Origin of the sequence: Vibrio viridaestus, assembly GCF_003856525.1 — a bacterium.
Lineage (GTDB): Bacteria > Pseudomonadota > Gammaproteobacteria > Enterobacterales > Vibrionaceae > Vibrio > Vibrio viridaestus.
This window is the reverse complement of the sequence record NZ_RJVQ01000005.1, coordinates 1-13082: the sequence shown is the minus strand read 5'-3', so window position 1 is coordinate 13082 and position 13082 is coordinate 1. Positions and strand designations below refer to the sequence as shown.

Genomic DNA, 13082 nt, shown 5'->3' with positions numbered 1-13082 from the left:
AAACCATGAAACCGACGACGATTATCTCTTTAAAATGCCAGTTAACGTAATTCATCAATGCCGATTTTCTTACCAAGATGGCTTAACGAACCGGGGCTATCCAATATGAATCATTCAACTACAACATTTGTTATTGAGCCTGATAGTGGTACTTGGTAAGGAAAACTGTCACGCTATTGCTAACTTGCAGATTGTGTTATCGGTACTATTTCCGGCTATAGCTACTCTTTCTAAAGATCTTTTTACAATGTTTCACTCAATACGCCTGTGATCGATACAAGTAACTACTATCTGCTTTCATCTCGTCAGCTTGCCAGCCTCCGCCCAGTGCTTTAAAAGCAGCGATTGCTGACGTTATGGTCTCGGCTCTAGCAAGCGTTTCTTCATCCAATGTTCGCAGTAAACTTTCATCAGCTTGTAGTACCTCCAACTTACTGGCTATTCCCTTCTGGTATGCAGAAAATGAGGCGTTACGTGCTTGCTGAAGGGCGTCAACTCCCTGCGATATTCTCTCAGTTTGTTGTTCTCGTTTTGCTAATGTTGAGAACGCGTTTTCGACATCTTCAGTGGCTTTCAGAACCGCCAGTCTATAGGCAGCAAGCATTTCTGCTTCACGGCCTTTGGCCTGCGCAATCTGAGCATCGATTCGACCAAAATCAAACAAGCGCCAACGTAAACCCAAGATGCCAGCAGCTTGGTTAGCACCGTTGCCAAATAAATTTCCTTCCGATATTGAAGTCGCACTGCCCAGCAGTCCACTCAGTGAAAATTTTGGATAATACTCGGCAATCGCGGCACCAATCTTTGCATTTGACGCTGCCAGATGTCGCTCTGCAATGATGAGGTCAGGGCGGCGTGTGAGTAATTCACCGGGCGTCCCCATGTTGATAGTCTTTGGGATTAAAGGAAGCGGTACGATTGCAGCAAGTTCTGCGCGGTGTGACCCAGGGAGTGTACCCAGTATTACATCTAGTGCGTTCAATGTTGTTTCAAGGCTTGCTTCCATCAGAGGAACCGTCGCCTGATATTGAGCGAGCATCGCTTGTGTCTGATGAACTTGACGTTCTGGCACTAACCCTTTGTTGTAAAGGAGATTGGTCAAATCGAGTATCTGCTGATGCGTTTCTACTTGTTTTCGAGCAATGTCGAGTCGAGCTTGTATGGCGCGAATGTTGACGTAGATGCTGGCGGTTTGTGCGGCTACGGCCAATTGTGTTGCCGCAATTCCTGCTGAAGTTGCTTGGTACTCAGCTTGAGCCGCCTCTTGGTCTCGGCGGAGGCCTCCAAACAAATCTAGTTCCCAACTAGCGTTCAGGTTGGTTTCGTAACTGCTGCCATAACGATCAAAGCTTGGCGATGAGTTCAATACTTGTCCCAAAGGCGTTTCTACTGATTGATAGGCGCGAGCTGCCTGACCTGAGATACCACCTGATGGGAGCAGGGCTGCATTCGCGGCCCAAAGTCCGGCTTTTGCTTGAGCCAGTCGTGTCGTTGCCTGAACCAAATCAAGGTTCTGCTCTAAGGCAATGGCGATGTAATGAGTCAGTTGCTCGTCACCAAATTTTTCCCACCATACTTGTAGATGAGAATCGGCCGTTGTTTCTTGTTTGCCAACAGAGTCATGCCCATAAAAGTGATTGGGGGTAGACAGTTTTGGAGGGATGTAGTCAGGCCCAACCGCACAACCAGCAAACAAACTGCTTACAGTAAGCATGAGGAATGAATTTTTAATAAGCATATTATTACCAATGATTGACAGCGAGTAACTATATTACTATTTGGTCACTCGTTGTCAATCTAACCGTAACGCGTTAGAATTCGGACACGAATGTATAGAAGTCAGAGAGAAGGTTATGAGTGAAGAGAACAACAACCCTGTATTGAATCGAGGCCCTGTTGATCATGATGTGCGTGATCAGATTGTGATTGCGGCAACGGAACATTTTAGCCGCTACGGTTATGGGAAGACTACTGTCTCAGATTTGGCAAAATCAATCGGTTTTTCAAAGGCATATATATACAAATTTTTTTCTTCTAAACAGGCCATTGGGGAAAGTATCTGTACAAACTGCTTAGGTGGGATTGAGGCCGATGTTCGAAAAGCGATAGAAGAGGTTGATCAGCCGCCAGAGAAGCTGCGCCGGATGTTTAAAGAAATCGTTCAGGCAAGTTTTCGGTTATTTTCCCAAGATCAGAAGCTCTATGAAATTGCCGCTTCAGCCGCCGCTGAACGTTGGCAGGCTACCATTGATTATGAGCAAAATCTCAAAACGTTACTTCAAGATATTCTTCAACAAGGGCGTCAATCGGGAGATTTTGAGCGAAAAACACCGTTAGATGAAATGACGACAGCTATCTATCTAGTCATGAGACCTTATTTGAATCCTCTTATGTTGCAACACAACTTTGATTTTATTGAAGAGGCTCCAATTCAGCTCTCAAGTTTGGTCCTTCGCAGTCTCGCACCGTAGAGGTGACTATTGACTAAATTGGTCACTGGAATGATAATGCACTCCTGAATCATACTTCATGGAGTATTATGTATGTCTCGCCACAACATACTTACAATGGCAATTATCACTGCTTTACCGCTGGTCTTAACGGCTTGCGGTGAAGAAAAACTGTCTGATCCACGCACTGAAGCGCCTTTGGTACGGACTGTTACGATTAGTACGCCCAGTGCCGAATCCCGCTCTTTCACTGGTGTCGTCGCAGCTCGCATAGAAAGCGACCTTGGCTTTCGTGTATCCGGTAAAGTGCTAAAACGCCTGGTGGATACCGGACAAGTGGTGAAGCGGGGGCAAGTATTGATGCGACTTGACCCTGTAGACCAGAAGCTTGCTGCTCATGCCCAGCAAGAGTCGGTTGTAGCGGCTGAAGCTAGGGCAAAACAGGCAGCGGAAGATGAGGCTCGATACCGAGATTTGCGTGGTACTGGCGCTATATCTGCCTCAGATTACGATCAAGTAAAAGCGGCTGCGGATACAGCACAGGCTCAACTTCGTGCCGCACAAGCACAAGCCGAAGTGGCAATGAATGCTACTCGTTATACGGATCTTGTCGCTGATGCTGATGGGACTGTAGTTGAAACTTTTGCTGAGCCAGGTCAAGTAGTCAGTGCCGGTCAGAGAGTGGTCCGAGTTGCGCATGCAGGAGCTCGGGAAGCGTTGATCCAGTTACCTGAAACCTTGCGCCCTTCATTGGGTTCATATGGACAGGCGCAACTTTTGGTCAGCCTGATATGACTTCGGTTGCCACGCTCAGACAGCTTTCCGATGCTGCAGACCCAGCCACTCGCACTTTTGAAGCAAGGTATGTGCTTACCGGAGCACTGCAAGACGCTCCTTTGGGCTCCACCGTAACCATCAACGTAACCAAAGAACGTTCCGTTTTAAAAACAGGGTTGCAAGTACCGATTGGTGCTTTGTTTGATTCGGGTAAAGGAACAGGCGTTTGGAGTGTCGATGGCGAGCCTGCCAAAGTCTCTTGGCATCCCGTTACGATTTTAGACCTTGACGATGATTCAGCGCTTGTGAGTGGTCCAATCAAACAGGGTGATCAAGTTGTTGCTCTTGGTGCTCATCTATTACGTGATGGTGAACAGGTGCGTGTTGCAGGTTCTTTTTCTGGGTCTGTTGCAGAGGGAGCGCGTCCATGAGCGAAAGTCGTTTCAACCTTTCCGCGCTCGCAGTACGTGAACGCGCCGTCACTTTATTTCTCATACTGTTGATCTCTGTTGCTGGCGTTATCTCATTCTTCAAGCTAGGACGTGCTGAGGATCCTTCTTTTACCATCAAGGTGATGACAATTGTCACCGCCTGGCCCGGTGCTACTGCTCAGGAAATGCAGGAGCAGGTTGCTGAGAAGCTCGAAAAGCGGATGCAGGAGCTACGATGGTATGACCGCACTGAGACTTTCACTCGTCCTGGGCTCGCTTTTACCACGTTAACTTTATTGGACAAAACGCCGCCATCGGAAGTGCAGCCGCAGTTTTATCAGGCCCGCAAAAAAATCGGCGACGAAATTCGTCATCTTCCTGCTGGTGTCATGGGACCATTCATTAATGACGAATATTCCGATGTGACCTTTGCGCTGTATGCACTCAAAGCCAAAGGCGAGTCGCAACGGTTACTTGTTCGTGATGCAGAGTCACTACGTCAACGTCTGCTTCATGTCCCTGGGGTTAAAAAAGTCAATATTATCGGTGAACAGCCAGAGCGTATTTATGTGGAGTTTTCTCATGAACGCTTAGCAACCTTAGGGGTAAGTCCACAGGAGGTGTTTGCTGCGCTCAATAATCAAAACGTTCTGACGCCCGCAGGTTCGGTTGAAACCAAAGGACCAGAAGTTTTTATTCGTTTAGATGGGGCTTTTGACAACTTAAAAAAAATACGCGATACCCCTATTGTTGTGAAAGGACAGACGTTAAAGCTGTCAGATATTGCCACGGTAAAGCGCGGTTATGAAGAGCCAGCTACATTGATAGTCCGTAATGGCGGAGAGCCCGCGCTGTTACTGGGCATCGTTATGCGTGATGGCTGGAATGGGCTTGATTTGGGTAAGTCCCTTGATCAGGAAGTGGGGGCAATTAATGCCGAAATGCCTTTGGGGATGGCCTTATCCAAAGTGACCGACCAGGCCGTGAACATTCATGCGGCAGTCGATGAGTTTATGATTAAATTCTTCGCGGCATTGGCTGTTGTGATGCTGGTAAGTTTTGTCAGTATGGGGTGGCGCCCTGGTGTTATTGTTGCTGCGGCCGTGCCTTTAACGCTTGCTATTGTTTTTGTTGTCATGTTGGCGACAGGGAAGAACTTCGACCGTATCACGCTCGGCTCTTTGATTCTGGCGTTGGGGTTATTGGTGGATGACGCCATTATCGCTATCGAAATGATGGTGGTGAAAATGGAGGAAGGTTATAGCCGTATCGCCGCGTCATCCTATGCCTGGAGTCTCACCGCGGCCCCTATGCTATCGGGAACATTGGTGACAGCGGTTGGATTTATGCCCAACGGTTTTGCACGTTCCACCGCCGGTGAATATACCAGCAATATGTTCTGGATTGTCGGTATAGCACTTATCGCATCTTGGGTTGTTGCGGTGGTCTTTACACCTTACTTGGGGGTCAAGTTGCTACCTGAGGTGAAAAAAGTCGCAGGTGGTCATGCCGCCATCTATGATACACCCCGTTATAACCGTTTCCGCCACTTACTAGCGCGTGTTATCGCTAGAAAATGGTGGGTGGCGATGACAGTTGTCACCCTGTTTGTTATCGCTGTACTTGGTATGTCGGTAGTTAAGAAACAGTTTTTCCCTATTTCTGACCGACCAGAAGTGTTGGTTGAAGTGCAGATGCCTTATGGCACATCTATCACTCAGACAAGTGCTGCCACAGCCAAAGTTGAACAGTGGTTGGCGCAACAAGAAGAAGCCAAGATTGTGACCGCTTATATCGGTCAAGGGGCTCCAAGGTTCTTCTTTTCCGTAGGGCCAGAGCTCCCTGATCCCTCTTTTGCCAAAATTGTCATTCGTACTGACAACCAAGAAGAGCGCGAAGTGTTGAAACATCGTCTACGTCGAGCTATCGCTGATGGTTTAGCGCCGGAAGCGAGAGTGCGTGTGACTCAACTGGTATTCGGCCCCTATTCACCATTTCCAGTAGCGTATCGAGTGACGGGTCCTAATCCAGATACATTGCGCGACATTGCGAATGAAGTACAACAGGTGATGAAAGCAAGCCCCATGATGCGCACAGTGAACACCGATTGGGGAACTCGTGTGCCTACCGTACATTTCTCATTACAGCAGGATCGGCTTCAGGCTTTAGGTTTGAACTCCAGTAGCGTCGCCCAACAGTTACAGTTCTTGTTAAACGGTGTACCAGTAACCAGTGTACGGGAAGATATTCGTACTGTTCAGGTCGTCGCTCGCTCATCGGGTGAAACTCGACTTGATCCGTCTCAAATAGAAAACTTCACTCTGGCAGGAGCTCATGGTGAACGTATTCCTCTGTCTCAAGTCGGTAACATTGAGATTCGACAGGAAGAGCCGATCATACGCCGCCGAGATCGGGTGCCAACGATGACGGTACGCGGTGATATTGCCGAAGGTTTACAGCCGCCGGATGTATCGCATGTCATTACTCAGCAATTACAACCTATTATACAAACATTGCCTAGCGGCTATCACATTGTGGAAGCGGGTTCTATTGAGGAGTCCGGCAAAGCCAGCGTCGCTATGTTGCCGATATTTCCAATTATGATCGCGCTGACTCTGCTGATCCTGATCATACAGGTACGTTCATTTGCTGGCATGGTGATGGTGTTTTTAACCAGTCCTCTGGGGCTTATTGGCGTGGTGCCAACACTACTTTTGTTCCAGCAACCGTTTGGTATCAATGCTCTGGTCGGTTTGATTGCATTGTCCGGTATCTTGATGCGTAACACTCTGATCTTGCTGGGACAGATCCACCACAACGAAGCATCCGGTTTAGATCCGTTCAATGCAGTCGTTGAAGCTACGGTGCAACGTGCTCGTCCCGTGATACTGACGGCACTGGCCGCAATTCTTGCTTTTATTCCCCTCACTCATTCGGTGTTCTGGGGAACACTGGCTTACACGCTGATTGGAGGAACTTTTGCCGGAACCGTTTTAACACTGGTTTTCTTACCAGCCATGTATTCGATCTGGTTCAAGATTAGGTCGAACGTTTGAGAAACGTATCATGTAAAGAATCGTATGCAACTGCCTACTATCGAGTCATATATAAAAAGGAAATAGCACTAGAGGTCATCCATGAATAGAGCTAAAGACATGAGAATCGTTATTACAGGAGTGGGGACGGTAAGCCCCTTAGGGATGGGGACAGAGGCAACATGGCAGCGCTTATTAGCTGGGCAGTCAGGTATTCGGACATTACCCAGTGAGTTGACAGTTGGTTTAGAAGCGAAGGTTGGAGGTCAAGTACCTAGCCTTGCTGAAGATCCGTTGGCAGGATACAACCCAGATAGCGTTATTCCGGTTAAAGAACGTAAGAAGATGGATCGTTTCATTGAGTTTGCGCTTGTTGCAGCAGATGAAGCGCTAGCACAAGCGAACTGGCATCCAGCGACGCAAGAGGAACAAGAACGAACAGCCACTATTATTGCCTCCGGTGTGGGTGGTTTTGGCGCGATTGCAGACGCTGTTCGTACTACTGATTCCCGTGGTCCTCGCCGCCTATCACCTTTTACCGCCCCTTCGTTTTTAGCCAACATGGCCGCCGGACAAGTTTCCATAAAATATGGCTTTAAAGGTCCGTTGGGAGCCCCAGTGACAGCTTGTGCTGCAGGAGTGCAAGCTATTGGCGACGCAGCAAGAATGATTCGCAGTGGCGAGGCTGATATTGCGATATGCGGTGGAACAGAGGCCGCAATTGACCGAGTTACTTTCGGATGTTTTGCTGCTGCTCGCGCACTATCGACGGGCTTTAACGATAATCCTCAAGAGGCTTCACGCCCGTTTGACCGGGACCGGGACGGATTTGTGATGGCTGAAGGTGCGGGATTGCTGGTCGTTGAATCGTTGGCGCATGCACAAGCTAGAGGAGCTCGGCCTTTAGCTGAAATTGTTGGGTATGGTACCAGCTCAGATGCATATCACTTAACCGCAGGCCCAGAAAACGGCAATGGTGCCGAGAGAGCCATGAGAAAAGCGCTCAAACAAGCAGGTATTGATCCAAACGAGATACAACATATCAATGCCCATGCGACTTCTACGCAAGTTGGCGATAAAAGCGAACTGGCGGCTATCAAGGCGGTATTTAGTGAAGGTTCTACCCCGGCTATCACGTCAACTAAGTCGAGTACCGGTCATTTATTGGGCGCTGCCGGAGGGATTGAAGCTATCTTTACCGTGCTTTCTCTTCGCGAGCAGATTGTTCCACCAACGTTAAACCTTATCAGCCCTGATGCGGCAGCGGATGGCCTTGATTTGGTTGCCTTGCATGCACGTAAAATGCAAATCCAGCATGCTCTGTCAAACGGGTTTGGGTTTGGTGGAGTGAATGCCAGTATTGTATTGAGCCGTTGGTCGTTTGCCTGACGCATATTACTCAGACGCCGCGTTTTAACTTTAAGCAGGCCGGTGTTGTTCTCTAAAGGAAGGGAACTTCCAAGTCGATTTTTTACTTAAAAATGAGTGGGCATCCACTCAATAAGGAAGTGTGAAAATATGTCCAAATTAACTGGGTTTACGGAAGTCAATGTCCCTGATCAATCGGGCAAATGTTTCATTGTCACTGGAGCAAACACAGGCATAGGCTTTGAAGTCGCCCGAGCCCTGGCTGCACGCGGAGCTCGGGTTATTATGGCTTGTAGGTCAAAGGATAAGGCGATGCAAGCCATCGCCCAAATTAAACAGTTAAGTCCTACTGCCGATCTATCCTTTCTGCCTTACGATCAGAGCAATATTGACAGTATCCGTGAGGCTGCTAGTCAATTATCAAAAGAATCACGTATTGATGTACTAATTAATAATGCAGGCGTGATGACCCCGCCCTTGACACGCACCAAACAAGGCTATGAACTTCAATTTGGCGTTAATCATCTAGGATGTTTTGCGTTCACATCTCTTCTGCTGCCTACACTTGCCAAAACTAAAGGAAGCCGAGTGGTGGTGACTTCCAGTATAGCCCATCGACATGCGAACATAGATTGGGATGACCTTAATGCTGAGAGGAGCTACAACCGAACAAAGCGTTATGCGGCTAGTAAACTGGCCAATGCGTTATTTTTGTTTGAGCTGGATCGTCGTCTGCGTGCTTCTGGCTCATCAATCACCGCGGTCGGCTGTCACCCGGGATTAGCTGCGACCAATCTTGGTCGTTATATGGGACCTATCCAAATGCTACTGCCACTGGTTGGTTTAGTGCTCAACAACGCCGCACAGGGCGCTTGGCCCACGCTGCAGGCCGCAACTGCTCCAGTACTATCCGGTGGATATTATGGGCCAACTGGTTTCGGCGGTATACGAGGTGTGTCTGGGGAGTCAGATCGCACAGCGCGGGCAACGGATGAAGCACTTGCTCGTCGACTCTGGGATATCTCTGTTGCCATGACGGGAATCGATCCCGGATTACCGCAGTGCACGCCCTAGTTCAAGAGTGGAGGCAATGAAAGTGTGACATTGAAGACCTAATGAGAACAAAGCCCGCTAACAAATGTTGACGGGCTTTCTAGAGGAAGTGCTATACGAAGATTGGTATCGGGTTTATCTAAATGACAACGAGACCTTAGCTTGTGGCAACAGCGGAAGACATACCTTAGAATCCGTTAAAGTAAGCTACCGCCATCAATGATAATTTCCGAACCCACGGTCCAGGCTGAATCGTCGGAAGCCAAGTAAAGCACCGCTTTTGCCACTTCCTCTGGCTTACCAAAACGGCCAGCAGGGATTGTTGCAACGATATCTTTCATTACTTGGTCATGGTAAACATCTGGAATACCAGCTTTGTCGTAAAGCGGCGTATCAACTGGGCCAGGGCTTACTGCATTGATGCGGATCCCACGAGCAATTAGCTCGTTAGAAAGTGTTTTGGACATATTAAGTAATGCTGCTTTGGTTGAGCCATAAACAGAAGAGTTTACTGGCCCTGTATGAGCATTGATCGATGTATTAAAGACCACGGATGCAGAGCTCGCGAACACGGGTAGTAATGCCTGCATCAGGAAATAAGGACCTTTAACGTTGATGTTAAAAATGCGGTCGAAATTGTCTTCTGTCCACGCTTCAATTGGCATATAGACAGATATGCCAGCATTTAGGAAGGCGATATCCAATTCACCAAAGTGAGCCTTAACAGCCTGAGCTAGCTCTTTCTGTGTATCCACGTTAGCAGAATCAGCGCTCAGTACTAAAACATCGCTACCCAGTTCCGCTTTCGCTTTTTCGATAGAATCAGGGTTAACGCCAGTAACAATTACACGAGCGCCTTCTGAGAGGAACAACTTAGCGGTCTCAAAACCAATACCACTTGTTCCACCGGTAATAAGAGTGCGTTTGCCTTGTAATTTGGACATATAAAGTCTCCTAGAGGTTATCTGGATCAGTCAATTCGCTGATCGACAGGAGCTTTACTATAGAATTATGTATAACCGTTGATAAGATTGATTTTTCGAATATGACTCATACTAAATATGCATAAATAACAGGACTGTTAAATGGATCGATTATTGTTGATGACGTGTTTCGTTCGCACGGTTGAGACCGGAAGTTTTTCGGCGGCTGGGCGAGATTTGGGACTAGGGCAACCTAACGTCAGCCGTTATGTTGCAGCGCTTGAGAATCACCTACAAACCAGGTTACTTAATCGTTCAACCCGCAAACTTGCTCTGACTCCAGAAGGAGAGCGGTATTATGTAGAGGCGCGGCGTATTCTTGAAGCTGTGGAGGAATCCGAGTCCTCATTGCGGGAGAATATTACTCCATCTGGGTTATTGCGGGTTGCCTGTCCGACGGCACTGGCACATACATTCTTGGTTCCACATCTAGCGAGTTTTCTGGAAAGTTATCCAGAATTGACACTCGATCTCCAGATTAATGATCGCTATGTTAACTTGGTCGACGAGGGGGTTGAACTGGCTATTCGAATAGGTCATCTGGACGACAGCGCAATGCGGGCGCGCCGCTTGGCGATGTTCGAACGGGTATGTGTTGCGAGTAAAGGTTATTTAGCCAAACGGGGCATCCCAAATACACCAAATGAGTTGAGAGAGCACGATTGCTTAATCTATACGCTGCTGTCAACGGGGGCCACTTGGCGTTTTAAGGAGGAAGATGTCCCTGTTTCTGGCAGGCTGAGAGTAAGCTCTCCTGAAGCCATACGTGAATGTGTCAATGCAGGACTAGGGATTGCCCAAGGTCCCGAATGGTTATATGAGGAAGGACTGAAAAATGGTAATCTTCAACTACTACTGAGAGATTACACCGCCCCACCAGTGCCCATTCAAGCTGTTTATCTGGCCAACCGTCTTCTTCCCAAACGAGCCATTGTTTTTATGGATTTCGTTGCGAGTATATTTGCTGAAAAATCGACATTCACAACGCAATGATGATTGATCTAATACATCATTATTGGAACCCAATTTAAACAGCTTTTCTAGACCGAAGGTTGTTTGCTATTTTCAAATTTAACAAAGTTACTGATAAATTGTTGCCCCCAAAATCTATATGGAATCCACGTATTTACAAAGTGATTTGGCAAATAAAGAGTTAAGATGCGTACGTATATTCGGTTTCTTTTGAAGGAGCGACCTTCTAACCTTTGATGTTTGCGCATCTACTGTTCTCATCGAGTTTACAGCTTGTTAAGCAGGACAGAATGGTCAGGTTTTCAGTAGGTTGGTCTTACCTTTTATGTATCATCATTTTGTAAAATTTGGTTTAATTAATTGGTTAGCAATATTGGCTTATATTTAGTTTCGTAACGAAGTATTGCCCATTCTGTTCGGACTATTTTATTGGCGAGTGCAATACAGGCTTTCTTGTACCCAATGCGTTTGATGATTTTAGCTAGCCAAGCGTCTTTTCGAGTTTTAGGTGTTTCTGGCAGTCGGCCAATGTAGGACATTGCCCCAAGGTAAAGTAAAGAACGTAATTCTTTAACCCCTCCGCATTTATCAATTCCTATCATAAACACTTTTCCGCCCGAGCTATGTTGCTTAGGTGTCAGTCCAACGAATGCTGAAGCTTGTCTTCCATTTTTGAACTGCTTGCCATCGCCAAGAGTGGTGTAAAGCATCGCTGCTGTTGTCTCGCCAACTCCCTCGATTTCCATTAATCTTTGGCATGGTTCAATCTGGCGAGTTGAGGCATTTTTCTCTTTTTCAAATTCAATTAATTTATACTTGAGTAGTTTGTATTGTTCCCACAACATGGCAAGAACAGAAACCACATTAGCTGGTATTGGAGTTTCACCATCTAACACGGATTGAATGGAGGCTTTTAATCCTTTTTCACCTCTTGGGTTTGCTATCCCGTAGCCCAAGATCGTTCCTCTGATATGCTGCCCAAGTGATACGACACTACGAGATAAAAAGCGACGACTGCTTTCCAAAGAGTGCATAGTTTGTTGTTCTAACGTTTTAGGTCGGCTGTATTTTATACCAATTTGTATAGCTGCATTAGCAATGGCAAGAGCATCATTGTGGTCGGTCTTATGACCTTCTAAGTAACCTTTTACTTTCTTGGGATTAATAATTCTGACCTCATGACCACATTTCTCAGCTAACTGTCCCCAATAATGGCAGCCACAACAACCTTCCATCGCAGCGATAGATGGTTTCGTTGTAGTAAGAAACTCTTTAGCTTTTTGTCGGCTTAAAGCTCGATTAAAAAGTAACTCGCCATGAACGCTGATATGGCAGATTTGAAGGACGTTTTTAGCTAAGTCGATAGCAATAACATTGTTGGTCAGCATGTTGGAACCCTCGGGTATTTATCTCATCCTGCTAAGTTTAGATTGGCAGGGGAAGAGTAGATTCCATACATCAAGTTAGAGTTAATCATCGTTGTTTTTGTAGAAGGCCTTACTTGCCTAATTTTTTTTAATGACTCACTATGTGTGTAATTGATTAATTAACGGATTAACCTGAGCCATATAGATATGGTAGTTACTCAACGTTTGCTTATTTGTGTGATGTTTACATACTCGAAGAGTATCAAGGTAAAGGACTAGGAGGATGGTTGATGCAGTGTATTAATTAGTACAGGTGAAGATGTTTATAGCTTAAATGCCAAGATTGCAAATCTGAATACCCGAATTGATGAGATGTTTGGAACATGGTTACAAGAAAATTTCGGTAAGCTGATCAACACACCAACCACCCGATTCCCTAAAATGCTGCATAAAATTCCAGACTGGTTAAATCTTAAGGTTGGTGCAGACCGCAAGATATGAATAGCCACCGAGTCAGTAGACACTAGTTAGCCTTTCTTCATACTGCTTTTCATACTCTACAGGCGATAATTGATTATTGGAACCGTGCCTGCGTTTTACGTTGTAGAACATCTCAATATATTCAAAGATATCCATACGAGCATCT

Annotated in this window: 11 protein-coding genes and 1 pseudogene; 8 read left to right on the top strand and 4 right to left on the bottom strand. The window is 46.6% G+C overall.

The genetic code is table 11. From position 1 onward, the window contains the following. Window positions 1-256 precede the first annotated feature (256 nt). Window positions 257-1738, bottom strand: coding sequence for an efflux transporter outer membrane subunit (locus EES38_RS12360; RefSeq protein WP_124937515.1), 1482 nt, complete (start codon window positions 1736-1738; stop codon window positions 257-259). A 115-nt stretch (window positions 1739-1853) separates the two neighbouring features. Between EES38_RS12360 and EES38_RS12355 the strand changes: the two genes are divergently transcribed. The 6 genes from EES38_RS12355 to EES38_RS12335 all read left to right on the top strand — a co-directional run bounded on the left by EES38_RS12355 (window position 1854) and on the right by EES38_RS12335 (window position 9135). After that, on the top strand, window positions 1854-2471 hold the full coding sequence (locus EES38_RS12355; protein ID WP_124937514.1) for a TetR/AcrR family transcriptional regulator: 618 nt from the start codon (window positions 1854-1856) through the stop codon (window positions 2469-2471). Window positions 2472-2543: 72 nt separating this feature from the next. Beyond that, window positions 2544-3245 carry an efflux RND transporter periplasmic adaptor subunit gene (locus EES38_RS22315; RefSeq protein ID WP_208020438.1) on the top strand — a complete coding sequence of 234 codons (702 nt, stop codon included), beginning with the start codon at window positions 2544-2546 and terminating at the stop codon, window positions 3243-3245. Further along, a complete protein-coding gene (locus EES38_RS22310) occupies window positions 3242-3658 on the top strand; it encodes an efflux RND transporter periplasmic adaptor subunit (RefSeq protein ID WP_208020437.1) in 417 nt (138 codons plus the stop codon). The genes EES38_RS22315 and EES38_RS22310 overlap by 4 nt, the downstream gene beginning before the upstream one ends. Further along, on the top strand, window positions 3655-6714 hold the full coding sequence (locus tag EES38_RS12345; protein WP_124937513.1) for an efflux RND transporter permease subunit: 3060 nt from the start codon (window positions 3655-3657) through the stop codon (window positions 6712-6714). The genes EES38_RS22310 and EES38_RS12345 overlap by 4 nt, the downstream gene beginning before the upstream one ends. An 81-nt stretch (window positions 6715-6795) precedes the next feature. Then, window positions 6796-8082 (top strand): beta-ketoacyl-ACP synthase II, encoded by a 1287-nt coding sequence (gene fabF, locus EES38_RS12340; RefSeq protein ID WP_124937512.1) that lies wholly within the window; start codon window positions 6796-6798, stop codon window positions 8080-8082. Between the two features lie 129 nt (window positions 8083-8211). Then, window positions 8212-9135 (top strand): oxidoreductase, encoded by a 924-nt coding sequence (locus tag EES38_RS12335; protein ID WP_124937511.1) that lies wholly within the window; start codon window positions 8212-8214, stop codon window positions 9133-9135. Window positions 9136-9311: 176 nt separating this feature from the next. Here EES38_RS12335 and EES38_RS12330 read toward each other — a convergent pair whose 3' ends face one another. Then, window positions 9312-10058: an SDR family oxidoreductase gene (locus EES38_RS12330; RefSeq protein ID WP_124937510.1), complete on the bottom strand. Its 747-nt coding sequence runs from the start codon at window positions 10056-10058 to the stop codon at window positions 9312-9314. 141 nt (window positions 10059-10199) lie between these two features. Here EES38_RS12330 and EES38_RS12325 point away from each other — a divergent pair, with 141 nt between their 5' ends. After that, the gene (locus EES38_RS12325) at window positions 10200-11090 is read left to right on the top strand and encodes a LysR family transcriptional regulator (protein ID WP_124937509.1); all 891 of its coding nucleotides are present in this window, start codon (window positions 10200-10202) and stop codon (window positions 11088-11090) included. A gap of 335 nt (window positions 11091-11425) precedes the next feature. On the opposite strand, the gene EES38_RS12320 is transcribed toward EES38_RS12325, so the two are convergent. Further along, window positions 11426-12457: an IS110 family RNA-guided transposase gene (locus EES38_RS12320; protein ID WP_124937508.1), complete on the bottom strand. Its 1032-nt coding sequence runs from the start codon at window positions 12455-12457 to the stop codon at window positions 11426-11428. A gap of 209 nt (window positions 12458-12666) precedes the next feature. On the opposite strand from EES38_RS12320, the pseudogene EES38_RS22695 reads away from it, so the two are divergent. Beyond that, a pseudogene (locus EES38_RS22695) lies at window positions 12667-12744 on the top strand (GNAT family N-acetyltransferase); the annotation flags it as partial. Between the two features lie 205 nt (window positions 12745-12949). Here EES38_RS22695 and EES38_RS12310 read toward each other — a convergent pair. Continuing rightward, window positions 12950-13082 (bottom strand): IS3 family transposase (locus tag EES38_RS12310; protein WP_148090379.1); only part of this gene is annotated, 133 nt, incomplete at its 5' end.

What these genes read in the sequence shown, in the direction of transcription:
- EES38_RS12360 (WP_124937515.1), bottom strand. Translation starts at nt 1,738, where the DNA reads ATGCTTATTAAAAATTCATTCCTCATGCTTACTGTAAGCAGTTTGTTT.
- EES38_RS12355 (WP_124937514.1), top strand. Translation starts at nt 1,854, where the DNA reads ATGAGTGAAGAGAACAACAACCCTGTATTGAATCGAGGCCCTGTTGAT.
- EES38_RS22315 (WP_208020438.1), top strand. Translation starts at nt 2,544, where the DNA reads ATGTCTCGCCACAACATACTTACAATGGCAATTATCACTGCTTTACCG.
- EES38_RS22310 (WP_208020437.1), top strand. Translation starts at nt 3,242, where the DNA reads ATGACTTCGGTTGCCACGCTCAGACAGCTTTCCGATGCTGCAGACCCA.
- EES38_RS12345 (WP_124937513.1), top strand. Translation starts at nt 3,655, where the DNA reads ATGAGCGAAAGTCGTTTCAACCTTTCCGCGCTCGCAGTACGTGAACGC.
- fabF (WP_124937512.1), top strand. Translation starts at nt 6,796, where the DNA reads ATGAATAGAGCTAAAGACATGAGAATCGTTATTACAGGAGTGGGGACG.
- EES38_RS12335 (WP_124937511.1), top strand. Translation starts at nt 8,212, where the DNA reads ATGTCCAAATTAACTGGGTTTACGGAAGTCAATGTCCCTGATCAATCG.
- EES38_RS12330 (WP_124937510.1), bottom strand. Translation starts at nt 10,058, where the DNA reads ATGTCCAAATTACAAGGCAAACGCACTCTTATTACCGGTGGAACAAGT.
- EES38_RS12325 (WP_124937509.1), top strand. Translation starts at nt 10,200, where the DNA reads ATGGATCGATTATTGTTGATGACGTGTTTCGTTCGCACGGTTGAGACC.
- EES38_RS12320 (WP_124937508.1), bottom strand. Translation starts at nt 12,457, where the DNA reads ATGCTGACCAACAATGTTATTGCTATCGACTTAGCTAAAAACGTCCTT.